This window comes from Actinoplanes sp. NPDC023936 (assembly GCF_040639325.1).
Taxonomy (GTDB): domain Bacteria; phylum Actinomycetota; class Actinomycetes; order Mycobacteriales; family Micromonosporaceae; genus Actinoplanes.
Map to the genome: position 1 here is coordinate 60,821 of NZ_JBEZZR010000003.1, position 22,601 is coordinate 83,421.

19 protein-coding genes are annotated in these 22,601 nt (G+C 72.6%); 13 read left to right on the top strand and 6 right to left on the bottom strand.

Going from position 1 to position 22,601, the window contains the following annotated elements; genetic code table 11:
• Positions 1-647: 647 nt before the first annotated feature.
• Positions 648-1,850 carry an HDOD domain-containing protein gene (locus tag AB0F72_RS04815; RefSeq protein WP_360425218.1) on the bottom strand — a complete coding sequence of 401 codons (1,203 nt, stop codon included), beginning with the start codon at positions 1,848-1,850 and terminating at the stop codon, positions 648-650.
• A 172-nt stretch (positions 1,851-2,022) separates the two neighbouring features.
• Here AB0F72_RS04815 and AB0F72_RS04820 point away from each other — a divergent pair, with 172 nt between their 5' ends.
• From AB0F72_RS04820 to AB0F72_RS04865, 10 genes are all read left to right on the top strand, one after another.
• The gene (locus AB0F72_RS04820; RefSeq protein WP_360425221.1) at positions 2,023-3,570 is read left to right on the top strand and encodes a long-chain fatty acid--CoA ligase; all 1,548 of its coding nucleotides are present in this window, start codon (positions 2,023-2,025) and stop codon (positions 3,568-3,570) included.
• Positions 3,571-3,623: 53 nt separating this feature from the next.
• Positions 3,624-4,916 carry a hypothetical protein gene (locus AB0F72_RS04825; RefSeq protein ID WP_360425224.1) on the top strand — a complete coding sequence of 431 codons (1,293 nt, stop codon included), beginning with the start codon at positions 3,624-3,626 and terminating at the stop codon, positions 4,914-4,916.
• Positions 4,916-5,899: a glutamate ABC transporter substrate-binding protein gene (locus AB0F72_RS04830; protein WP_360426026.1), complete on the top strand. Its 984-nt coding sequence runs from the start codon at positions 4,916-4,918 to the stop codon at positions 5,897-5,899. The genes AB0F72_RS04825 and AB0F72_RS04830 overlap by 1 nt, the downstream gene beginning before the upstream one ends.
• Complete coding sequence (locus tag AB0F72_RS04835; protein ID WP_360425226.1) at positions 5,896-7,065, top strand: hypothetical protein; 1,170 nt, start codon at positions 5,896-5,898, stop codon at positions 7,063-7,065. The genes AB0F72_RS04830 and AB0F72_RS04835 overlap by 4 nt, the downstream gene beginning before the upstream one ends.
• A complete protein-coding gene (locus tag AB0F72_RS04840; protein ID WP_360425228.1) occupies positions 7,062-9,308 on the top strand; it encodes a tetratricopeptide repeat protein in 2,247 nt (748 codons plus the stop codon). The genes AB0F72_RS04835 and AB0F72_RS04840 overlap by 4 nt, the downstream gene beginning before the upstream one ends.
• 11 nt (positions 9,309-9,319) lie before the next feature.
• Positions 9,320-10,588, top strand: coding sequence for a PP2C family serine/threonine-protein phosphatase (locus AB0F72_RS04845; RefSeq protein ID WP_360425231.1), 1,269 nt, complete (start codon positions 9,320-9,322; stop codon positions 10,586-10,588).
• A 9-nt stretch (positions 10,589-10,597) separates the two neighbouring features.
• Positions 10,598-11,863 (top strand): VWA domain-containing protein, encoded by a 1,266-nt coding sequence (locus tag AB0F72_RS04850; RefSeq protein ID WP_360425234.1) that lies wholly within the window; start codon positions 10,598-10,600, stop codon positions 11,861-11,863.
• Positions 11,860-12,492, top strand: a complete 633-nt coding sequence (locus AB0F72_RS04855; protein ID WP_360425236.1) for an FHA domain-containing protein — start codon at positions 11,860-11,862, stop codon at positions 12,490-12,492. Before AB0F72_RS04850 ends, AB0F72_RS04855 begins: the two co-directional genes overlap by 4 nt.
• Positions 12,493-12,514: 22 nt before the next feature.
• Positions 12,515-14,743: a tetratricopeptide repeat protein gene (locus AB0F72_RS04860; protein ID WP_360425239.1), complete on the top strand. Its 2,229-nt coding sequence runs from the start codon at positions 12,515-12,517 to the stop codon at positions 14,741-14,743.
• A gap of 96 nt (positions 14,744-14,839) precedes the next feature.
• On the top strand, positions 14,840-15,673 hold the full coding sequence (locus tag AB0F72_RS04865) for an alpha/beta hydrolase (RefSeq protein ID WP_360425242.1): 834 nt from the start codon (positions 14,840-14,842) through the stop codon (positions 15,671-15,673).
• Between the two features lie 63 nt (positions 15,674-15,736).
• On the opposite strand, the gene AB0F72_RS04870 is transcribed toward AB0F72_RS04865, so the two are convergent.
• From AB0F72_RS04870 to AB0F72_RS04880, 3 genes are read right to left on the bottom strand one after another with little or no spacing between them, the layout of a single operon-like run.
• The gene (locus AB0F72_RS04870) at positions 15,737-16,366 is read right to left on the bottom strand and encodes a hypothetical protein (protein WP_360425245.1); all 630 of its coding nucleotides are present in this window, start codon (positions 16,364-16,366) and stop codon (positions 15,737-15,739) included.
• A 13-nt stretch (positions 16,367-16,379) separates the two neighbouring features.
• Complete coding sequence (locus tag AB0F72_RS04875) at positions 16,380-17,603, bottom strand: DUF3500 domain-containing protein (RefSeq protein ID WP_360425248.1); 1,224 nt, start codon at positions 17,601-17,603, stop codon at positions 16,380-16,382.
• A gap of 29 nt (positions 17,604-17,632) precedes the next feature.
• Positions 17,633-18,430: an inositol monophosphatase family protein gene (locus AB0F72_RS04880; RefSeq protein ID WP_360425251.1), complete on the bottom strand. Its 798-nt coding sequence runs from the start codon at positions 18,428-18,430 to the stop codon at positions 17,633-17,635.
• A 102-nt stretch (positions 18,431-18,532) separates the two neighbouring features.
• On the opposite strand from AB0F72_RS04880, the gene AB0F72_RS04885 reads away from it, so the two are divergent.
• From AB0F72_RS04885 to AB0F72_RS04895, 3 genes are read left to right on the top strand one after another with little or no spacing between them, the layout of a single operon-like run.
• Positions 18,533-19,228, top strand: a complete 696-nt coding sequence (locus AB0F72_RS04885; protein WP_360425254.1) for a TetR/AcrR family transcriptional regulator — start codon at positions 18,533-18,535, stop codon at positions 19,226-19,228.
• The gene (locus AB0F72_RS04890) at positions 19,228-21,015 is read left to right on the top strand and encodes a long-chain fatty acid--CoA ligase (RefSeq protein WP_360425257.1); all 1,788 of its coding nucleotides are present in this window, start codon (positions 19,228-19,230) and stop codon (positions 21,013-21,015) included. The genes AB0F72_RS04885 and AB0F72_RS04890 overlap by 1 nt, the downstream gene beginning before the upstream one ends.
• 9 nt (positions 21,016-21,024) lie before the next feature.
• Positions 21,025-21,405 carry a VOC family protein gene (locus tag AB0F72_RS04895; RefSeq protein ID WP_360425259.1) on the top strand — a complete coding sequence of 127 codons (381 nt, stop codon included), beginning with the start codon at positions 21,025-21,027 and terminating at the stop codon, positions 21,403-21,405.
• A 6-nt stretch (positions 21,406-21,411) separates the two neighbouring features.
• Here the strand turns inward: AB0F72_RS04895 and AB0F72_RS04900 are convergent, their stop codons facing one another.
• Together AB0F72_RS04900 and AB0F72_RS04905 are read right to left on the bottom strand one after the other, a co-directional pair.
• Positions 21,412-21,765, bottom strand: coding sequence for an STAS domain-containing protein (locus tag AB0F72_RS04900; RefSeq protein ID WP_360425262.1), 354 nt, complete (start codon positions 21,763-21,765; stop codon positions 21,412-21,414).
• Positions 21,762-22,592 carry an ATP-binding protein gene (locus AB0F72_RS04905; protein WP_360425265.1) on the bottom strand — a complete coding sequence of 277 codons (831 nt, stop codon included), beginning with the start codon at positions 22,590-22,592 and terminating at the stop codon, positions 21,762-21,764. Before AB0F72_RS04905 ends, AB0F72_RS04900 begins: the two co-directional genes overlap by 4 nt.
• Between the last annotated feature and the right edge of the window lie 9 nt (positions 22,593-22,601).

Consider the following 22,601-nt stretch of genomic DNA (forward strand, 5'->3'; position numbering starts at 1 on the left):
GCCGTCGAGCTTTCTCTTTGGCTGATTACTGGCGTGCCGCCGTCTTCGTCGCTCCGCACTTCGGTCACTTCCCCCGCTGTCGATCACAGGACCGCAGTTGATCTTCGCAGGGAAACTACGCGAAAAAGCTGTTTTGAGATATTTGTTGCCGTGTGTCCTTTGGGGGCCACGGTGAGCCTGCTGCGCAGCTTCGCGGTCAACCGCTGTCGTCACGCTGAGTGTCTCGATTACTGGGCAACCAGCGGCTTAGCGGAAATCCGTGGACGCTCCGCGCCCCGCAGAATGACGCAAACCCCGTCGCGCTCCGCGAAATCAGTCGCCCTCCGTGACACCGTGCGCCGACCAGGCTTCCGAAACCGGCTGGCGTCCGTTTTGTGCACCTGCGCGTGGTGCGGGAGGGCTCAATCAAGCGGGCGAACTCCGGGAAGTGGGCGCTCACGGGAGCAGGCGCGGCGCCGCCACACAGCCACGAACGCGGCGTCGCCACACGGTCACGGGAGCGGTGCCGCCACACGGTCACGGGCGCGGTGCCGCCACCACAGCCACAAACGCGGCGCCGCCGCGCGGTCACGGGCGCGGCGCCACGCTCACGGACGCGGCGCCACGGTCACGGACGCGGCGCCACGCTCACGGACGCGGCGCCACGCTCACGGACGCGGCACCGCCGTCACCGGCGTGAAGCGCTGCGCCGCTGACAACGTCCTCGTCGACCAGCGCATCGCGTCCAGGAACGGGCCGGCCAGGTCGCCCGCGACAACCTCGCCGTCGCCGTACGCGCGGACCGCGCACAGCACCTCGCCGAGGCGGCCCGCGCCCGTGGTCAGCGCGTCCGACACGTCCTCCGACAGGGGCAGCTGCTCCACCATGGCGGCCGGCGTCATCGCCATCAGCTCGGCCATGCCGTTGATCAGACCGGCCACGAACGCGGCGGCCGGGTCGGCGCCGAAGCGGGGCGCCAGGGTCTCGCAGAGGCGGGCCTGGGTGAGCGCGGTCAGCAACTGCTCCTCCGGGGCCTCGCCGACGTCGTCGACGACCATCAGGGTGGCCCAGCGGCGGATGTGGGTCAGGCCGATCAGCATGATCGCCTGGCGGACCGAGGAGATGCGGCTGACGACGCCGGCCGCCACCGAGTTGCTGACCCGCAGGACGCGCATGGCCAGGGCCGGGTCGCTCGCGATGATCGAGGTGACCTTGTCGAGGCGCACGTCGGGGTGCATCAGGGCGGCCACCAGCTCGAGGCGGCGCATCCGGGACGGGGAGAGGCTGGGTGTGCTGAGGACCTGGGGACGGCTCAACGCGTACCCCTGGCGCAGTTCCATGCCGTAGCGGTCGGCGATGGCGACCTGTTCGGCGGTCTCCAGGCGTTCGGCGACGATCTGCAGGCCGGGGTGACGCCGGATCTCGGCGACGAGCCGGTCGAGGTCGCTCAGGTCACCGTCGAGGAGGTCGAGTTTCACGTACGAGGCGATGCCGAGCAGCTGCTCGTGCCCGGAACCCCAGACGAAGTCGTCGAGGGCGATCCGGTACCCGGCCTCGGCGAGCGCGGTGATCCCGGCGATCACCTCGTCGTCGATCTCGACGGTTTCCAGGATCTCCAGGACGACCTGTTCGGGGCCGAACGGCAGGGGCAGGCGCCCGGTCACGAACTCGCGGGTGAGGTTGATGAAGCACGGCCGGTTGCCGGCCACCTCGGCGATGCCGAACTCGGTGAACGCGTTCACCATCACCGTGCTGGTGGCGTAGGTGTCCTGCCGCCCCGACTCGACGGCGTCCATGCGACCGCGGAAGAGCAGCTCGTAAGCCGCCACGACGCCGTTCGCGTCGAAGATCGGCTGACGGCCTACGTGCACGGCGTCCAACGTCGGGATTCCCACGTCGAGGCCATCGGCAGCGACGGAGGACAGTTGAGAAAGCAGCCGGAGGAAAGAGGAGGAAACAAAGTCGAAACGGAGGGTTCCTCATCGCGGTGAAGCCGTGTTCAGATGAGACCGCCGTCACAGACTGATGCAAAGGATCCACCGGATGCTCAACCTCTCCGTACTCCTGGAGGACAGCGCACGCCACCACCCGGACCGCGCCGCCGTGGTGCTCGGCCCGCAGCGGCTGACGTATGCGCAGGTGAACGCCGCGGCCAACCAGGTCGCCGGCCTGCTCGCCGCCCGGGGCATCCGACCCGGCGACAAGGTGGCGCTCTCCTGCCCCAACCTGCCGTACTTCCCGATCGTCTACTACGGGATCCTGAAGGCCGGCGCGGTGGTCGTCCCGCTGAACGTGCTGCTCAAGGGCCGGGAGATCGCCTACCACCTGAAGGACTCGGACGCGAAGGCGTACTTCTGCTTCCAGGGCACCCCGGAGCTGCCGATGGGCGCCGAGGGCTGGGCCGGTTTCCAGGAGTCCGAGGGCGCCGAGCACTTCTTCCTGATCACCGCCGACCCGGCGGCCGCCTCGACGGTCGAGGGCGCCGAGACGCTCGGGCAGGCTCTGGCCGGCCGGAGCCCGGTCTTCGAGACGGTGCAGCGCGCCGAGACCGATCCCGCGGTCATCCTCTACACCAGCGGCACCACCGGGCAGGCCAAGGGCGCCGAGCTCTCCCACTCGAACCTGGTGCTCAACGCGCTGACCTGCAACCGCCTCTTCGGCACGCAGCCCGCCACCGACACGCACCTGCTGGTGCTCCCGCTGTTCCACTCGTTCGGCAGCACGGTCAACATGAACGCCGGTTTCGCCACCGCCTCGACGCTGGTGCTGCTGCCGCGATTCGACGCCGACGCGGCGGTCAAGCTCCTGCAGAGCGAGAACGTGACGTTCTTCGCCGGAGTGCCGACGATGTACTGGGGCCTGCTGAACGCGCTGAAGGAGAACGTGGACGTCGAACGCATCGCGGCCAACATGCGGGTCGCGGTCTCCGGCGGATCCAGCCTCCCCGTGGAGATCATCAAGGCGGTCAAGGAGCGGTTCGGCGTGACGATCCTGGAGGGCTACGGCCTCTCCGAGACGTCGCCGGTCGCCACGTTCAGCGACCCGAACAGCGATCCCCGGCCCGGCTCGATCGGCATCCCGATCTGGGGTGTCGAGGTGAAGCTGATCGACGCGGAGTGGAACACCATCGACGGCGTCGACGAGATCGGTGAGATCGCGATCCGCGGCCACAACATCATGCGGGGGTACTACAACCGCCCCGAGGCGACCGCCGAGGTGATGAAGAACGGCTGGTTCCGCACCGGCGACCTGGCCCGCCGCGACAAGGACGGCTTCTACTACATCGTCGACCGGGCCAAGGACATGATCATCCGGGGTGGCTTCAACGTCTACCCGCGGGAGATCGAGGAGGTTCTGCTCACCCACGAGGCGGTCTCCCTGGCCGCGGTGATCGGCGTGCCGCACCCCAGCCACGGCGAGGAGGTCAAGGCGTTCGTGATCCTCAAGCCGGGCGCGTCGGCCACCGAGGAGGAGATCGTGGCCTGGAGCAAGGAGCAGATGGCGAGCTACAAGTACCCGCGCGTGGTGAGCATCGTCGACTCGCTCCCGATGACCGCGACCGGGAAGCTGCTCAAGCGCGAACTCAAGTAACGCGAGGTTGCGCCGGTGTCGCACAGTGGAGGGTGGATGTTACGGAGGTCCGCTTGACCACAGCACTGGCGCAACGCCCCGTGGAGGGCGGCCGTGGAGTCCTGCGCCGGGTCGGTCAGCTCCGGCACACCTCGCCCGGCCGCCTGCAACTGCTGCTCGTCGTCCTGCTGGTGCTCGGCGCGCTGACCGGCCTGGTCGCCGGGGTCACCGCGCAGTCCGCCGCGGGCGGCACCGCGGACCTGCGCGACCGGGCCCAGCCGCTGCTCGCCGAGGCGGAGACGGTCTACTCCGCCCTGGCCGAGGCGGACACCATCGCCGCGCAGGCGTTTCTCGCCGGCGGCTTGGAGCCGCAAGAGCTGACCCGGAGGTACGAGCAACGCCTCGCCCAGGCGACCACGGCTCTCACGGCGGCCTCCCGGCGTACCCCCGAGGGAAGTGCCGCGGCCGAGGCGGTGCACGCCCTCGCGGCCGGGACCACCCGCTACGCCGCGCTCGTCGCCACCGCGCGCGGCGCCAACCGGCAGGGCCTGCCGGTCGGCGCGTCCTACCTGACCACCGCGTCGGAGCTGAACCAGCAGACGCTGCAGCCGCAGGCGCAGGCCCTGTTCCAGTTCGCGAGCCGGGAGCTGGACGCGGGCTACGAGCAGGCACGCAGCTCCTGGTGGCTGATCCTGCTGCTGGTCCTGGTCGTCGCGCTGACCCTCGCGCTGGTGGGCACGCAGATCTACCTGAGCCACGCCACCCGCCGCACGTTCAACGTGCCACTGGTCGCCGCGACCGGGCTGACCGTGCTGCTGGTGGCCGCCACCGGCGTGCTGTTCGCGTTGCAGCGTGACCATCTGCGGGCGGCCGACGAGGACGGCTCGGCGCCGGTGACCGCGCTCGCCGAGCGGCGCATCCTGGCGTTGCGGGAGCGGGCCTCGGAGGCGCTGACCCTGGCGGCGCGGGCCGGCGACGACGCGCACGAGGACGACTTCCAGGCGGCGCAGGCCCGGCTCACCTTCGACGACCGGGAGCTGCTCACCGAGGCGGCGCTGATGCACCAGGCCCGCGCACGGCACGACGCCTATCTGCGGCTGCACGAGAAGGTCCGGGAGCTGGACGACAACGGCGATTACGACGCCGCCGTGAAACTGGCCGTCGGGCGGGAGGCCACCGACGCGTTCACGGCGCTCACCGACACCCTGGACCAGGCCCTCACCGCACGCCGGGCGATCTTCGAGGCCGAGATCCAGCACGCCGGGCGCGGTCTCGGCGCGCTGACACTGCTCGCTCCGCTGCTCGCGCTGACGGTCTGCGTGCTGGCGGCGCTGGGACTGCGCGCCCGTCTGGAGGAGTACCGGTGATGCGACGGAGAGCGCCGCTGACGCGTACCCGGATCGCCGTCGCCGCGGGCCTGGCCATGATCCTGGCCGCCGCCGGGTGCACGGACCCGGCGGATCCGGACGCCACGCCCGCGCCGCCCCCGCCCACCGCGACCACGACGCAGGCCGCGCCCGGGACAGCGGCATGCGACGCGCGGGCCAGCCTCCGGCCCACCGGCGCCCTGCCCGCGCCGGGGAAGATGCCGGCCGGCGGCTACCTCGCGGCGATCCAGAAACGCGGCCGGCTGGTCGTCGGCACCAGCCAGGACAGCCCGCTGTTCAGCTCGCGCAACCCGTTCACCGGCCGGGTCGAGGGCTTCGACATCGACATGGGCCGGCTGATCGCCGCGGCGATCTTCGGCGATCCGGAGAAGCTGCAGATCAAGGTGATCCCGCACGCCGACCGCACCGCGGTGCTGACCGGCGAGGACGGCCAGCCGGACGTGGTCGACCTGGTGATCAACACGATGACCGCGAACTGCGCGCGCTGGCAGGAGGTCGACTTCTCCACGGTCTACCTGGAGACCGGGCAGAAACTGCTGGTCGCCAAGGACTCCGAGGTGGACGGCCTGGAGGACCTCGCGAAACAGAAGGTCTGCGCCGCGGTCGGCTCCACCTCCCTGCAGAACCTGGAGAATGCCGCGCCGGACCCGGTCCCGGTGGCCCGCAACGGCTGGGGGGAGTGCCTCGTCGCGTTCCAGCAGAACGAGGTCGCGGCGATCTCCACCGACGACACGATCCTCGCCGGCCTGGCCGCGCAGGATCCGTTCGCCAAGGTCGTCGGACGCCGGTTCACCGAGGAGCCGTACGCTGTCGCCGTCTCGAAGAAACACCCCGATCTCACCCGGTTCGTCAACGCGGTCCTGGAGCGGAGCCGCCGGGACGGCACCTGGAAGACCATCTACGACCGATGGCTGGGCACGCTGGGCCCGGCGCCGCAGCCACCGGCGGCGCGATACCGATGACCGACCCCGCACTGACCCGGGCCGACACCGAGCTCGAGCGCCTGGAGAACGCCGTCACGGCGATGGCCGCGAACCTCGTCGAGCTCGACGAGAACCCGGACCGCAAGGAGCTGAGCGGCACCGCGCTGACCGGCCGGACCGCGACCGCGTGGGCGGACGCCGAGGACGCCCTGGCCCGGCTCTGGCAGGGTCACCGCCAGCTCGGTGAGGTGATCGCGCAGGCTCGGGCGCTGCGCGGACAGCGCCGGGTGGACGCGCAGGCCTACACCCGGCTGGTGCTCGGCGGCTCGATCACGCTCTCCACCAGCACGGTTCCGCTCGCGCAGCGCGGGCTGCTCGGCGCCGGCCAGGTCAGCACGGTCTGCTCCCCCGCCGATCTGCTCGCCGTGATGGAGGCCGCGTTCGCCACCGCGGTCGACGTGGTCGCCACCGCGGGCGAGCGGTGGCGCACGCTTCTGCCCGGCGCCGCCGACGCCGCGGCCGCGCTCGCCCACGCCCGCGCGCTGAGCGCGAGCGTGCTGCTGGACGACGCGGATCGCCTGCTCGGCGCGTTCACCGGCACCCTCGCCTCCGACCCGCTCAGCGCCGATCCCGCGGTGCTGGACCGGGCGCGGGAGCTGATCGCCCGCGCCGACGCGGAGCGGACCTCCGCCGCCGAGCTGCGCAGCTGGCTGGAGCAGCGGCTGCGGGACGCGAAGCAGCTCTGTGCCGAGATCGAGACCGCCGCCCGGGCGGCGGACGCCGCGCGGACGGCTGCGGCCGGGCGTTTCCCCGGGCACACCCTTGCCGGGGTACGGGGTGAGGACCCGCGCACCGAGCTGACCGCGATCGACGCGCTCGCGACCGCCGGGCAGTGGCCACTGATCGCGCCGCGGCTCACACGGTGGAACCGCCGGGCCACCGAGCGCCTGGCCGCTCTGCGCGCCGCAGCCGCGCACAACGCCGGGCTGCTGGCGGAACGCAACGAGTTGCGGGGGCGGCTGGACGCGTACCGGGCGAAGGCGCTGCGCCGCGGCCTCGGTGAGGACGCCACGCTGACGCCGCTCGCCGACGCCGCCCGGACCGCGCTCTACCAGGCGCCCTGCGACCTGAACGCGGCGCGGGCGGCCGTCGGCGCGTACCAGGAGGCGCTGTCCACCACGATCGCTGCGAGGGATGCCCGGTGACCAGATGCCAGCGGAACTGTCCCGGCACGATCGAGGACGGGTACTGCGACACGTGCGGCATGGCCCCGGCCGCGACCCGCGCCACGTCCCCGGCCCCGGCCGCCGCTCCGGCCGCCGCTCCGGTCTCCTCCCCCGCCCCGGCAGCCGCTCCGTTCTCCGAACCGACCACTCCGCGGCCCCGCGTGAACGGGTCGGTCTCGCTGCGGTCGTCCTCGTCGGCGCTCTCCACCCGCACCGGCGGCAGCCGGAGCAGCTCGCGCGCCCAGTCCCGGCGGCGCTTCGGCGGCGGGCTCGTCGAGATCGCGCCGCTGGTCCAGGCCGACCCGGCGAGCGCCGTGATGGTGGCCGGCGAGGTGCCGGAGCCGAAACGGTACTGCGCGAAGTGCGGCACCGCTGTCGGCCGCAGCCGCGGTGATCGTCCCGGCCGTACCTCCGGGTTCTGCGCCTCCTGCGGCGAGCCGTTCAACTTCACCCCGAAACTCGTCAAGGGCGACCTGGTCGCCGGCCAGTACGAGGTGGCCGGCCCGCTCGCCCACGGCGGTCTCGGCTGGATCTACCTGGCCGTCGACAAGAACGTCTCGGACCGCTGGGTGGTGCTCAAGGGCCTGCTGAACTCCGGTGACGAGGACGCGCTCGCCGCCGCTGTCGCCGAGCGCCGGTTCCTGGCCGAGGTCGAGCACCCGAACATCGTCAAGATCTACAACTTCGTGGAGCACGACGGCGCCGGGTACATCGTGATGGAGTACGTCGGCGGCAAGTCCCTCAAGGACTTGCTCAAGGCGGCCTCCGCGCCGCTGCCGGTCGACCAGGCGCTGGCGTACGTCCTGGAGATCATGCCGGCGTTCGGCTACCTGCACGACCGGGGACTGATCTTCTGCGACTTCAAGCCGGACAACGTGATCCAGTCCGGCGACCAGATGCGGCTCATCGACCTCGGCGGCGTCGTGCACGTCGACGACCAGGAAGCCGCGATCTACGGGACCGTGGGGTACCAGGCGCCCGAGATGGCCGTCGCCGGGCCGTCCATCGCCTCGGATCTGTACACGATCGGCCGTACCCTCGCGGTTCTGACCACCGACTTCCGGGGCTACCAGAGCACGTTCAAGGAGAGCCTGCCGGACCGCGGCTCGTTCGACGTCTACATGCGGCACGAGTCGTTCTACCGGCTGATCGACCGGGCCACCCGGACCGACCCGGCCGAGCGGTTCGAGGACGCCGCCGAGATGGCCGACCAGATGCTCGGCGTGCTGCGCCAGGTCCTCGCGGCCGGCGGCGAGCCCCGGCCGGCGCCGTCCCGGCTGTTCACCGGCGAGATGCGCACCGACCCGCACTCGGACGGCGTGCGCTGGCAGGATCTGCCCACCCCGCTGATCGACCTCGGCGACCCGGCCGCGGCCTTCCTCGCCTCGGTCACCGTGACCGACCCCGCCGAGGTGCTCACGCTGCTCGGCAAGTCGCCCCAGTACACCCTGGAGGTGCGGCTGCGGGAGCTGCGGGCGCACATCGACCTCGGCGCGCGTACCGGCCGGTTCACCGAGGCCGCCACGTTCCGGGCGCTGCTCGCCGAGTCGGCCGGCGCGGACTGGCGGGTCGCCTGGTACGACGGCCTGCTCGCGCTCGCCACCGGCGACCACGTCCAGGCCCGGTCCCGGTTCGACGCGGTCTGGTCGGCGCTGCCCGGCGAACTGGCGCCGCAGCTGGCGCTCGGGTTCACCGCCGAGCTGGCCGGGGACTCCGACGCCGCCTGCGAGCACTACGACGTGGTGAGCCGGACCGATCCGGCGTACACCACTGCCGCCGCCGGGCTGGCGCGCTGCCGGCTGGCCGCCGGGGACCGGGCCGGGGCGGTGGAGGCGTACAACCGGGTGCCGGGCACGTCGTCGGCGTTCTCCGGCTCCCAGGTCGGCGCGATCCGCGCGCTGGTCCGGGCGCACCCGTCGGCCGCCGTCGACGTGGACGCGCTGACCACCGCCGCGCAGCTGATCGACCGGCTCACGATGGAGGCCGCCCAGCTGGCGGCGCTCCGCGCGGAGCTCCTGGAACAGGCGCTGAGCGCGCTGGGCCGGGGCACCGCGGTGCCGGTCGCGGTGCTCGGGCGGCCCGGCCCCGGGTTCGCCGGCGAACGGGATGTGCGGTTCGCGCTGGAGACCGCGTACCGGGAGATGGCCCGGGCCGCACACGGCCCGGAGAAGATCCGCCTCGTCGACCAGGCCAACGCGGCCCGGCCCCGGACGCGGACGTGAAAGAGGCAACGATGATCGTGGTGGATTGCGCCGCATGCGGTGACGAGCGGGACGCCGGGGCGGCGTTCTGCGAGGAGTGCGGGCGGGCGCTGGAAATCGGGGGTTCGGCCCCTACCGGTGCGGACGGCCCCGGCGGCAGGCTGGGAGCGGGCGACGATCCTGATCCGTCGTCCGCGCGCCGGCGGGCGTGCCCGCACTGCGGGGCTGCCCGGACGGTCGGCGCGGACGGGTACTGCGAGGAGTGCGGCATGCTGGCCGGTCGGCCGCGGGATCACATCGAGGCGGACGGTGGTGCGATGGCCGCCGCGGTGAGCGACCGCGGGCGGCGGCATCACCGCAACGAGGACGCCATGTGGCTGGCCGTCGGTGCGGCGGCCGCCGACGTGGTGGTCTGTGACGGGGTGTCCGCGTCCTACGACCCGGACGCGGCGTCGGACATCGCGGCGCGCACGGCGGGGGAACTGCTGGCCGCCGCTCAGCATCCGCAGAGCGACGCGGCGGATAGGGACACGGACGCCGGGGAGCTCGCGGCGCTGCTGTCGCCGGACGACAAATCAGACATGTCCCCCATGGTGGGTGTCGGTGAGGCGAAGCCCGAGGCCGGGGAGCAGGGTGCGGGCGGGGATGCCTCGCCGGCCGTCGCGATCGCCGGGGTCGTCGCGGCTGCCATCGCCGGCGCGGCCGAGGCGGTCGTGTCGCTCGCGCACACCGGGGACCCGCGGCGGGCCGCGTCCAACCCGGCCTGCACGATCGTGGCCGCGGCGGTGCGCGGGCCGCACGTCGGGTTCGGGTGGGTGGGTGACAGCCGCGTCTACTGGCTGAACGCGGACGGCCCCGCCGAGCAGCTCACCGAGGACGACTCGTGGGCGGCCCACATGGTGAAGCTGGGCGCCGACCCGATCGAGGCGATGGACGACCCGCGGGCGCACGCGATCACCGCCTGGCTGGGCGCGGACGCCGGGCCGATCATGCCGCGGGTGGGCGCGTTCACCGCGACACGGGACGGGTTGCTGGTGCTCTGCAGCGACGGGCTCTGGAACTACCTGCCCGACCCGGCGGCGTTCGCCGCGACGGTCCGGGAGTGCGTGGCCGGCAGGTCGCTGCTGGAGGCCGCGCGGGCGCTCGTCTCGTTCGCGAACCGGGCCGGCGGCTCGGACAACATCACGGTCGCCCTGGTCCCGGTTCACGCGCCGGCCCCGCCCGCCACCGACTCGCCCGCCGCAGAACCACACGCCGCTGTCTCGCCCGCCGCCGACTCGCCCGCCGCCGAGGAAATCTGAGGAGTTCGAGTGTCGTACACCGCTGAGGCGTTCCAGAACGAGTACCTCGCCCTGGGCGCGAGCGAGGTCAACGCGATCGTCACTGTCACGTCGACCGGCGCCACGGGCGGCGTCCGCACCGCCGGGGCCACCGAGATCATCATCGTGGACGCGTCCGGATCGATGCAGGCCGAGGGGCGGATCGGCGCCGCCCGGCAGGCCGCGAAGGCCGCCGTGGAGTGCATCGACGACGGCGTCCACTTCGCGATCATCGCCGGGGTGAGCACGGCCCAGCAGCTCTTCCCGGAGCCGGGCCGGCTCGCCGTCGCGTCGCCGGAGACCCGCGCGGCCGCGTCCCGGTCGATCGACCGCCTGCAGGCCAGCGGCGGCACGGCGATGGGCGCGTGGCTGCTGCTCGCCGCGCAGCTGTTCGCCCAGCGTCAGGGCGACATCGCGCACGCCATCCTGCTGACCGACGGCGACAACGGGGAACGGTACGGATATCTGGAACAGGTCCTGGAGTCGATCACCGGGCGGTTCACCGTGGACTGCCGGGGCGTCGGCACCAACTGGAAGGTCTCCGAGCTCCGCAAGATCGCTACGGCGATGCTGGGTACGGTGGACATCGTGGCCCGGCCGATCGAGCTGACCGCCGCGTTCCAGCAGATGATGACGACCGCGATGGGCAAGACCAGCGCCGACGTGCAGCTCAAGATCTGGACGCCGGTGAACACCACGGTCCGGTTCGTCAAACAGGTCGAACCACAGGTCACCGACCTGACCGGCAAACGGGTCGAGGACGGGCCGCGCGCCGGGCGGTACCCGCTGGGCGCCTGGGGCCAGGAGAGCCGGGACTACCACGTCTGCGTTCAGGTGACGCCGGGAGCGGCCGGCGACGAGATGCTGGCCGCCCGGGTGTCGGTCGTCGAGGGCGACACCGTGCACGCCAAGGCGCTGGTCCGGGCCGTCTGGACCGACGACACCGCGCTCTCCACCCGGATCAACCGGCAGGTGGCGCACTACACCGGGCAGGCCGAGCTCGCGTCCGCCATCCAGGAGGGCCTGGCCGCCCGCGAGTCCGGGGACGACCGGACCGCCACGCTGAAGTTCGGGCGGGCCGCCCAGCTCGCCCACGTCAGCGGTAACACGGCCACCTCGGACCTGCTCGCGAAGGTGGTCGAGATCGAGGACCCGGCGACGGGGACGGTCCGGCTCCGGCGGAAGGTCAACGCGGAGGACGAGATGGCGCTGGACACCCGCTCCACCAAGACGGTCCGGGTGGGGCGGGCGCAGTGACGTCGTACACCTGCCCGAAGGGTCATCAATCGGCGGAGAGCGACTTCTGCGACACCTGCGGGGTGAAGATCACCGGCGCCGAGCCGGCAGCCGTGCCGGTCGCCGGGCCGGCGGCGACGCCCGGCGCGGAGATCGCGGAGACCTGCCCGCACTGCGGCGCGCCGCGCGGCGGCAGCGCCCGCTTCTGCGAGGACTGCGGGTACGACCACGACACCGGCCGCCTCCCGGCGCTCGACGCCACGCCGCCCGCCGCGTGGACCGCGACCATCTTCGCCGACCCTGTGTACTTCGACGCCAACGAGGTCGACGGCGTGACGTTCCCGCAGGACGCGCCGGCGCAGACCGTGACGCTGCCGGCACCGCAGGTCCGGATCGGTCGCCGCAGCTCGTCCCACGGCACCGCGCCCGACCTCGACCTCACCGGCGACCCCGGCGTCTCGCACAACCACGCCCTGCTCACCCTCACGATCGACGGGCAGTGGCTGGTCTCCGACCTCGGGTCGACGAACGGGACATACCTGAACGCCGAGGACACCCCGCTGACCGCCGGGCAGAGCCGCACCCTCAAGGACGGCGACCAGGTGCACGTGGGGATCTGGACGACGATCACACTGCACGCCCCTTCGTGATCCCGTCTGGTTCACTGGTGCCGTGTCGTCGTTCGGTGCCTCCCTCCGTTCCCTCCGCCGGTCCGCCGGCCTGACCATCGAGCAGCTCGCCGAGGCGTCCGGGGTGAGCGGCCGGGCGATCAGCGACATGGAGCGCGGGCACAGCCGGGCGCCGCAGACCCGTACCCTCGTGGCGCTGGCGAAAGGCCTGGGCCTGGGCGAGGACCGGCTGGCCGTCCTGGAGGACGCGGCCCAGGAGCAGCGGGTCCGCAACACCGCCGGCCGGCCGCGGGTCTGCGAGCTGCCGCGCGCGGTGGCGGACTTCGTCGGCCGCGCCGACGAGCTGGACTCCGTCCGCCGGCATCTGTCCGGCGGCGACGGCCGGGGCCCGGCGCCGGTCGTGGTGGTGCACGGGCAGCCCGGCCTCGGCAAGACCGCGTTCGCCCTGCGGGTCGCCGGTGACCTGGCCGAGAGGTTCCCGGACGGGCGGTTCTACCTCGACCTGCGGGGCACCGACCCCGAGCCGATGACGGTCGGCGAGGCCCTGGTCCGGCTGCTGCGGGCCCTCGAGATGAGCCCGCGCCGGATCGCCGAGACCGACGAGGAACGCTCCAGCCAGCTGCGGTCCGTGCTGCGCGACCGCCGCTGCCTGCTGGTGCTGGACAACGCCGCCGGCGAGGCCCAGGTACGCCCCCTGCTGCCCGGTGACGGCGCCGGGTGTGCCGTGGTGACCAGCCGCCGGGTGCTCGGCGGGCTGGAAGGCGTGCTCCGGATCCCGCTGCCGCCGTTCGCGGCGGCCGAGTCGGCGGAACTGCTCGGCACCATCGCCGCCCAGGCGGTCGGCCCCGGCGTCGGCCAGGTCGCCGAGCTCTGCGGCCACCTCCCGCTCGCGCTGCGGATCGCCGGCACCCGCCTCGCCACCCGGCCCGCGTGGACGGTCGATCACCTGGTGACCCGGCTCGCCGACGCGGACCGCCGGCTCGCGCTGCTCTCGCTCGGCGACACCGGGGTGGCGACCGCGTTCGCCCTGTCGCACGCCCAGCTCTCCGCGCCGGCGCGGACCCTGTTCCGGCGCCTCGCGCACGTGCCGGGTGTCTGCTTCTCCCCGGAGATCGCGGCGATGCTCGCCGGGATCGGGCCGGACGACGCCGTCGACGGGTTGGAGGAGCTGGTCGAGCTCGGCCTGCTGACGCCCGAGCCGGACGCCTGGGTGCGCTACCGCTTCCACGACCTGATCCGGCTCTTCGCGGCGCAGCGCCTCCGCATCGAGGAGCCGCCCGGTGTCCGCGCCGAGACCGACCAGCGCCTCACCCGGTGGCTGCTGGAGACCGCGATCGTGGCTGGTCGCTGGTTCGAGCCGGGCTACGGCAGCCGTCCCGACGACTACGACGGCCTGGTCCCGCTCGCCACCGAGAAGGAGGCCGCCGAGTGGCTGCAGGCCGAGGCGGACAACTGGCTCGGCGCGCTGCGGCAGGCGGCCGCGGACGGCGCGCACCAGCTGGTCGTCGACGTGGCCGAGGCGCTGCACTGGTTCTCCGACTCGATGGTCTTCTGGGAGGGCTGGTACGAGGTGTACGGCCTGTCCCGCGCCGCCGCCGCCGAGCTGCCCGACCGGCACCAGGAGGTCACCCACCTGAACTACCACTCCTGGGCGGCCACCCACGCGGCGCGCCGGCCGGAGGAGGGCGCCGACATCGCGATGGCCGCGTACGAGCTGGCGGCCGCGATCGGTGACGTGAAGGAGCAGGCCTGGGCGCTGACCTACGCCGGGACCGCGTCGCGGTTCGCCGGGCAGCTGGACCGGGCCCTGCCGCTGTACCAGCGGGCGCAGCGACTGGCCGCCGACGCCGACGACCACGACGCGTACGTGCAGCACTTCCAGGGCCTGGGCCTGCTGCTGGCCGCGATGGGCCGGCGCGAGGAGGCCCTGGAGATGTTCGCGGCGACGATCCGCGAGCTGGACGTCCGGCCGGTCTCGCCCCGGCCGGCGGCGAGCGCCCGGGCCGGCGCGCACACGTTCGCCGCGGAGGTCCTCGCCGACCTGGGACGCTGGCCGGAGGCGCGGCGCGAGGCCGAGCTGGCGCTGCCGATGGTCCGGCAGACCGGGGACAACAGCCTGGTCGGGCAGGTCCACCTCACGCTGGGCCGGGCCCGGGGCGCGCTGGGCGAGCCGGAGGAGGCACGGGCCGATCTGATCCGGGCCCTGGAGCTGCTGGAGGAGACGCACTTCCGCAAGGGAGTCGAGCTGGCCCGCACGCTTCTCATGCAGTAACCCGACTTCTGCGTATTTTCCTGCCTGGTTCCGCGCGTCGCGGGCTGATGGGATCTCTGGTAACAGGCGGCGCCGCCGCCCATCGAAAGGATCCCCATGAGCTTCGTCACGACCTCCGACGGCACCCAGATCTTCTACAAGGACTGGGGCACCGGCCGCCCGGTCGTGCTCAGCCACGGCTGGCCGCTGAACTCGGACAGCTGGGAGGCCCAGCAGCTGTTCCTGGCCGAGAACGGCTACCGGGTCATCGCGCACGACCGCCGCGGCCACGGCAAGTCGACGCAGACCTGGCACGGCAACGAGATGGACACGTACGCCGCGGACCTGGCCGCCGTGATCGACCACCTGGACCTGCGGGACGTCACGCTGGTCGGCTTCTCCACCGGTGGCGGCGAGATCACCCGGTACATCGGCAACTACGGCACCGCCCGGGTCGCGCAGGCCGTGCTGGTCTCCGCGGTGCCCCCGCTCATGCTGAAGACCGACGACAACCCGGGTGGCGTGCCGATCGACGTGTTCGACGGCCTGCGCGCCGGTTCCCTCGCGGACCGCTCGCAGCTGTACAAGGACCTCGCCGACGGCCCGTTCTTCGGCAACAACCGGGACGGCGTCACCATCGCCCAGGGCCCGCGTGACGCGTTCTGGCTGCAGGGCATGGCGTCCGGGCACCGCAACGCCTACGAGTCGATCGCCGCGTTCTCGGCCACCGACTTCCGCGGCGACCTCGCCAAGTTCGACGTGCCGACGCTGGTCATCCACGGCGACGACGACCAGGTCGTCCCGTTCGAGGTCGGCGGCAAGGCATCGGCCGCGCTGGTCAAGGGCGCCGAGCTCAAGGTGTACGCCGGTGGGCCGCACGGCATCACCGACACCCACAAGGAGCAGCTCAACAACGACCTGCTGGCGTTCCTCAACAGCTACAACGCGTGATTTCATGGGTGGTCCCGGCACCTGCCGGGACCACCCGTCCCGCGAAGGAGGGCCTGATGCGCCTCAGCCGGAACGGCGCGAACGACCCGTCCGCCGGAGGCCGATCATGACGACGGCCGCCGCCGGCAGCGCCAGCACCACGGCGCCGGCAACCAGCGAGACACCCGGCGAGGCACCCGGTACGACTCCCGGCGCGCCCGGCGGGCCGAGGTCGATCGTCACCGGCGGAACCGTCATCGTCCGGTTGTCCATCGCCAGGACGGCCACCTGCCGACTCCGGCCACCCTCCTCGCGTACCGAGATCAGCGCCCGGTGTGTCGCTACCTGGTGCACCACGGCGTCGTACCCGAGCACGAACGTCCGGGCTTCGCGCAGCGGAGCCGACGCCGGCGGTGTCAGCACGGCGTGGGCCACCACCTCCCGGTACGCCCCGGACTGCTCGGTGCCGACCTCGTCGAACGACACCCGCCACGGCACGCCGCCGATCGTGGCGGGCCGCAGGTGGGCGCTGAGATAGGCCCGCACGTCCGGCCCGCCGGCGAGCGTCATCTCCTCGGCGGGCAGCCGGATCTCGGCGTCGACAGTGTCCGCGTGCGCGTCGAGGACGACGGTCGAGTCCGGCATCGGGTGGGCATGGGCGGGCGGCGGCGCCCCGAGCAGGAGCGCCGCCGCCAGTGCCCACACCACGATCATGACCGCACCGGGATCATGAGAAGGAGAACTCGCCACCGTAGTCGCGGGTGTGATCCCGGTACACCGTGTGGTAGTGGATCTGGTCCTGGATCACCACGCCGTTCTGGCAGACGAACTCGACCCACACGCTCGGGCCGTCGATGCGGACGTAGTCGGCGTGCGTGTCCAGTCCGGTGGTGCCGGACCAGCCGAGGTACGTCTCGTCCAGCTCCTCCTCGTACGCGGCGAGCAGTGACGTGGCCGTCGCGTCGTCGGCGCCCGCCACCCACGGTTTGATCGCGGCGAGGACCAGGTCCTTCTGCTCGTCGGTGAGCGAGCTGACCGCGAGGCCCTGCTTGGTCGCCGGGAACTGGCCGTCCTCCTGCGGGCCGACCAGCACGTCGGAGAAGCTCTGGCCGAGTTTCGCCGTGCTCTGCTCGGTGTCGCTCAGGCCGTCGAGCATGGCCAGCATCGCGTTCTTCATGTCGCCGAGCGGGGTGTGCGTGGCGCTGCTGTCGTCGGTCCAGCTGGTCGGTTCGACGCCGACGAAGTACGGCGAGGCCCCGACAACTTCTCCGGATTTATACGACATGTGGATGGCGAGGTGGTGCCCGCCGAAGTTCAGCTCCCACGTCCCGGTCGTGTTGGGCGTGCCGAGGAACGCCAGGTAGTAGAGACCGCTGCCGTAGCCGCCGGTCCCGCCGCTGCCCCCGCCGGGACCGCCCGACATCATCCCGCCGGGACCACCGGACATCCCGGCCGGCGGCCCGCCGGACATCGTGCCGCCACCGGGACCGCCACTGCTGCCGGTGCTGCTGCCGGCGCTGCTACCGGTGCCGCTGCCCTGCACGTCGCTCAGGTAGTCGTCGGCGAGCAGCAGCTGCTCCACCCGCTCGTACCCGCTGCCGGTCTGCGCGCCGAGCGCCGTCTTCAGCACGCTCTTCGCCGCGGCGAGCTGGCTCTCGTCGAGGTCGCCGAAGGCGATGCCGGGTCGGCAGGTGGAGCCGCACGGCAGGTTCGACCAGCTGACCGCGTTCTCCTGGGTGAGCTCCAGCTGCGCCTCGGCCTTCTGGTCGTCGTCGAGGGTGGCGAGGAAGGCCTCGGCCGCTTCGACGACGCCGGCCACCGACTTGTCGTACGACCTGACGGCCGGGGCGGTGGTCGCGGTGGTGGTAGCCGTCTCCTCCTCGTCCCCGCCGCACCCGGCGACCGGGAGCAGCAGGACCGCCGTGACGGCGAGGCGCAGTAGTGGATTCACCAATCGGACGTTACAGCTTTTGTGCGCTTTTATAAGCCGTTTACCACCTTCAACGCCTCATCGCGCAGTTGCGGGCTGCGCGCGTAGATCGAGGCGCCCGGCCCCGGCCGGTCACCGCCGTCGAACCGGGCGTAACACCCGCCGGCCTCCGTCACGATCAGCGAGGTGGCCGCGAAGTCCCAGATCTGCCCGCTGGTCTGCGCGCCCAGGTCCAGATCGCCGCGCGCCACCAGCAGCGGCGGGTGCAGGGCCCAGGGCCGCTCCCGCGCGCGGGCGATGAGCGCGGCGGCCGGCGCGCGCCCCCAGTCGGGCACCACCCCGAGCGTGCTCTCCGCCAGCGCCGGCGACTCCCCGGCCGCCACGTGGATCCGGGTGGCGTCCGTGATCCGGCCAGCCCGGACACTCCCCTCGTACGCACCGGTCCCGAGCCCGGCCCACCACAGGCGCGCCTGCGCCGGCACCACCGCGACCGCCGCCGTGATCGCGCCCTGATCCTCCAGGGCCACCAGCACGAGCCACCGGTCGTCGCCCTCGACGAACAGCGCCGTGCCGTCGATCGGATCGATGATCCACCGGCGGCCGGCCTCCCCGCCCGTCGCGCCGTGCTCCTCGCCGAGCACCGCGTCGCCGGGACGCGCCTCGCCGAGCACGGCGCGGATCGACATCTCGACGGCCCGGTCGGCGGCCGTCACCACCGATCCGTCGGATTTGAGCTCGCGGGGCAGGTCGGCCACCACCGCGAAGTGCCGGAGTGCTTCCTCGGCCCCGGCGAGCGCCGCGGCTTGTGCGATTTCCAGGTCGTCAGGGTTTTCCAGGAGGTCGGTCACGGTTCCCATCCTGCCCGGCGCGGCCGGAGGGCTTGTCGAGTGACGCGACAACGGCGTGCGAAGCTTTAAGTAACATCGCGTACCCCGATAGGAAATCATCGAGTGCCGGACCGGATCACCAGCGGGGTCGTCTTCACCACGCCGCCGTCGCTGCCCCGGGGCCGGCACGTGCTCAGCCGCGACGAGGTGACCGCGGCCCAGCGCGAGCGGATGCTGATCGCCGCGACCGAGCTGCTGGCCGGCGAGGGTTACCGCGGTTTCGGCGTGCGCGAGATCTGCTCGCGCGCCGCCGTGTCCCGGGCCGCGTTCTACGCCTGCTTCGCCGACAAGGACGCCTGCGTCTACGCCGCCTACGACCGGTTCATCGCGGTCTTCCTGGACCATCTCGCCGACAGCGGGGCGTCCGGTTCCGACTGGGCGGGCTGCGTCCACGGCTTCGTCGCCTCCTACCTCGCCACCCTGCAGCGCGACCTGGTCGCGGCCCGCGCCTTCCAGGTCGAGATGGACGCCCTGGGCCGCGCGGCGCGCGAGCGCCGCCGCGCCGCGCTCACCGAACTGGCCGGCTTCGTGCGCGACCTCCGCTCACACCGATTCCCGGGTACGACCGGAGCAGTCCCGTTCAGCGCCTACCTGGGCGCCATCCACGCGTTGCGCCAGGCCGCCTCGGACGCCCTGGACGCCGAACCCGAACCGAACCTGTCGGCCCTGGCCGGCGAGCTCTCCCCGTGGCTGTGCCGGATGGTCGAGGCACCGCCACCCACCCCGAACCCGCCCACACCGAATCGTCAGGAGTCCTGATGGCACAGGAGTGCGCCGCCCCGGCGGCCGAGGAAGCTCTCGTCGCACGGCTGCGGCAGGACAGCCCGCGATCGTTCGGCGCGATGTTCCTGGAACGCTCCGCCCGTACCCCCGATGCTCCCGCCTATCGCACACCGGGCGCCGACGGCAGCTGGGTCTCGCGCACCTGGGCGATGACCGCGCAAGCGGTCACCGAGATCGCCGCCGGCCTGCTCGCGCTCGGACTGCGCCCGCAGGACCGGGTGGCGATCTGCTCGGCCACCCGGGTGGAGTGGATCGAGGCGGACTTCGGCGTGATGTGCGCGGGCGGCGCGACCACCACCGTCTACCCGAGCTCGTCGCCCGAGGAGGTGCTGCACATCCTCACCGACTCGGGCAGCCGGTTCGCGTTCGTCGAGAACGCGTCGCACCTTTCCAAGATCATGGCGGCTCCGGAGATCGAACGCGCGATCCTGATCGACGGGACGGACGAGCGGGCGCTCTCCCTGGCCGATCTGCGCGACCTCGGACGGTCGTTCCTGGCGAAGAATCCGGATGCGGTGGTGGAGGCGACCCGGCGGATCGGGCCGGACGACCTCGCCACCCTGATCTACACCTCCGGCACGACCGGCCTGCCCAAGGGTGTCCGGGTCGGCCACGACGCCTGGATCTACCAGGGCCTGGCGATCCAGGCGATGGGCATCGTGCACCCGGACGACCTGGGCTATCTCTGGCTGCCGCTCTCCCACGCGTTCGGCAAGGCGCTGCTCTCCTGCCAGCTGTCGGTGGGCTTCGAGTTCGCTGTCGACGGCGACGTCAGCAAGATCGTCCAACGGCTCACCGAGGTACGCCCGACGATCATGCCGGCCGTCCCCCGGATCTTCGAGAAGGTGTACGCCGGCGTCGCCGCCACGATGGCGCGCGAGGGTGGCGTCAAGGCCCGCCTCTACGACTGGGCGATCGGCGTCGCCCAGCGGCGCGGCGTCCTGCTGCCGATCGCCGACCGCCTGGTGCTGTCCAAGATCCGCGATCGGTTCGGCGGCCGGATGCGGTTCTTCATCTCCGGCGCGGCAGCGCTCTCCCCGGAGATCGCCCGCTGGTTCGACGCGATCGGCCTGCCGGTCGCCGAGGGTTACGGCCTCACCGAGTCCTGCGCCACCACGATCTTCAACCGGCCGGCGCATCCGGAGTACGGCACTGTCGGCCTGCCGCTGCCCGGCACCCGGGTGCGGCTCGGCGAGGACGGCGAGATCCTGCTCAAGGGTCCCGGCCTGATGCAGGGCTACCACGGCCTGCCGGAGGCGACAGCGGCCGCCCTCACCGACGGCTGGCTGCACACCGGCGACATCGGCGAGATCACCGAGCGCGGCTCGCTGCGGGTCACCGACCGCAAGAAGGACCTGATCAAGACCTCGAACGGCAAGTACGTGGCGCCGCAGGCGATCGAGGCCCGGTTCAAGGGCCTCTGCCCGCTCGCCGGCCAGGTCCTGATCCACGGCGAGAACCGCAAGTTCGTCACCGCCCTGATCGACCTCGACCCGGACGAGGCCCGCAAATGGGCCGGCGCGCACGGCCTGGGTGACGCCTCGCACGCCGAGATCGCCGGCTCCGAGGCGCTGCGGCAGGAGATCTCCCGCTGCGTCGACGAGTTGAACGCCACCCTCAACTCCTGGGAGACGATCAAGAAGTTCGCGGTGCTGGCGGAGAACCTGGACGTCGAGGGCGGCGACCTCACGCCCTCGCTCAAGCTGCGCCGCCGGGTCGTCGAGCAGCGTTATCAGTCGCAATTGGACGGTCTGTACACATAGGATCGCGGTATGCATCGCAGCCGCCTCTTCGGCATCTTCATCGACACCCCGCTCGCCGAGGCCGCCGCCGCTGCCACGTTCTGGTCGGCGGCGCTCGGCTCGGCCGCCAAGCCGGTGCCCGGCGAGGAGGAGTTCACCGCCCTGCTCGGCGCGTTCCCCGGCCTGGCCGTGGACGTGCAGGCGGTCGACGACGCGCCGCGCTACCACGTGGACATCGAGACCGACGACGTCGCGGCCGAGACGGCCCGGCTGGTCGGGCTCGGCGCCGAGGTGGTGGTCGACAACGGCGGCCACCGGACGCTGCGCGCGCCGGGCGGCCACCTGCTCTGCGTGGTCCCGATCCAGAGCGAGGGCGACCTCTTCGCGCGTGAGGCCAACACCTGGGACTGAGCACCGTCAGAAATGCACCTGGAACAGGCAGTCGGCGCGGGTGGCCCGGAGCAGCCAGCGCAGGTGCGGCTGCGGATCGTGCAGGTGACAGCTGGCCTGCCGGGACTCCGCGACCCGGCGGGCGGCCACCAGCATCCGCAACCCGGCCGCGTCGCAGAAGTCCACCCCGGCCAGGTCGATGTGAATGTGCCGGACCGGCACGCCCAGCCCGAGCAGGTCGTGCACCTGGGTGAGGTCGTAGAGCTGCGTCTGCAACGCCGACGCCGAGATCGCGTCCAGGCTGCCCTGCAACGTGATCAGAAGCCGGTCGCCGTCCCGCTCCCCCGCGATCCGGGTGCCGCCCCCGCCTGAACCATTCACGTCATCTCCTCCGGTCGGGCTCGTACGATCGCCCACACCAGCTTGCCGCTGCGGGCTGGCAACGCGCCCCACGCCGAGGCCGCCGCGTTCACGATCCGCAGACCCAGGCCCCGGTCGACGAGCGACGGCCCGAGCCGCCCCGGAACCGGGTCGCGGACCCGGGGCAGGATCGCGTCACCGTCGTAGACGGCCAGGTGCAGCGCCGCGCTCGGGCCCGAGCCGCGCAGCGACACGATCACCTCGATGTCGGTGCCGGCGTGCTCGGCCGCGTTCACCACCAGCTCGGAGATGACCAGGCGGGCCCGCTGGCCGAGGCGCGGCACCTCCCAGGCCCGGCACGCGTCGTTGACCAGCCCGCGGGCCGGCACCGCGGCCGCCGGGTCGGGCGGCAGGGCCAGATGCATCCGGTCGGCGAGCGGGTGCCGGCCGGCCAGCGCGGCCCGGGCCTGCGCGACGGTCGCGTACAGGACCAGCCAGTCCCGGGCGCCGAGACGCCGCAGCCGGCGGGTCAGCGGGGCGTTCGCCTTCGCGCAGACCGCCACGGCGACCGGCGGCTGCATGGCGGCGCCCTGCGCGCAGGCGGTCAGCCACAGCGGGGCGCTGACCGCGTGCGGGTCGCTCAGCTCGTGCAGGTCCACGATCACGCCGGTGGGATGCTCGGCGAGGCACTTGTCGAGCACCGTGCGCGCCTGCGTGGAGAGCCGCCGGTTCCACTGACCCCAGACCGAGAGCTCGATGACTGCCGTGTCGGTGTCGATGACCGCCAGCACGGCATCCGCCACGGAGTCACCGGACCATTCGATCAGATGCGGTGAGCCCGCGCTCATGTGCACTAC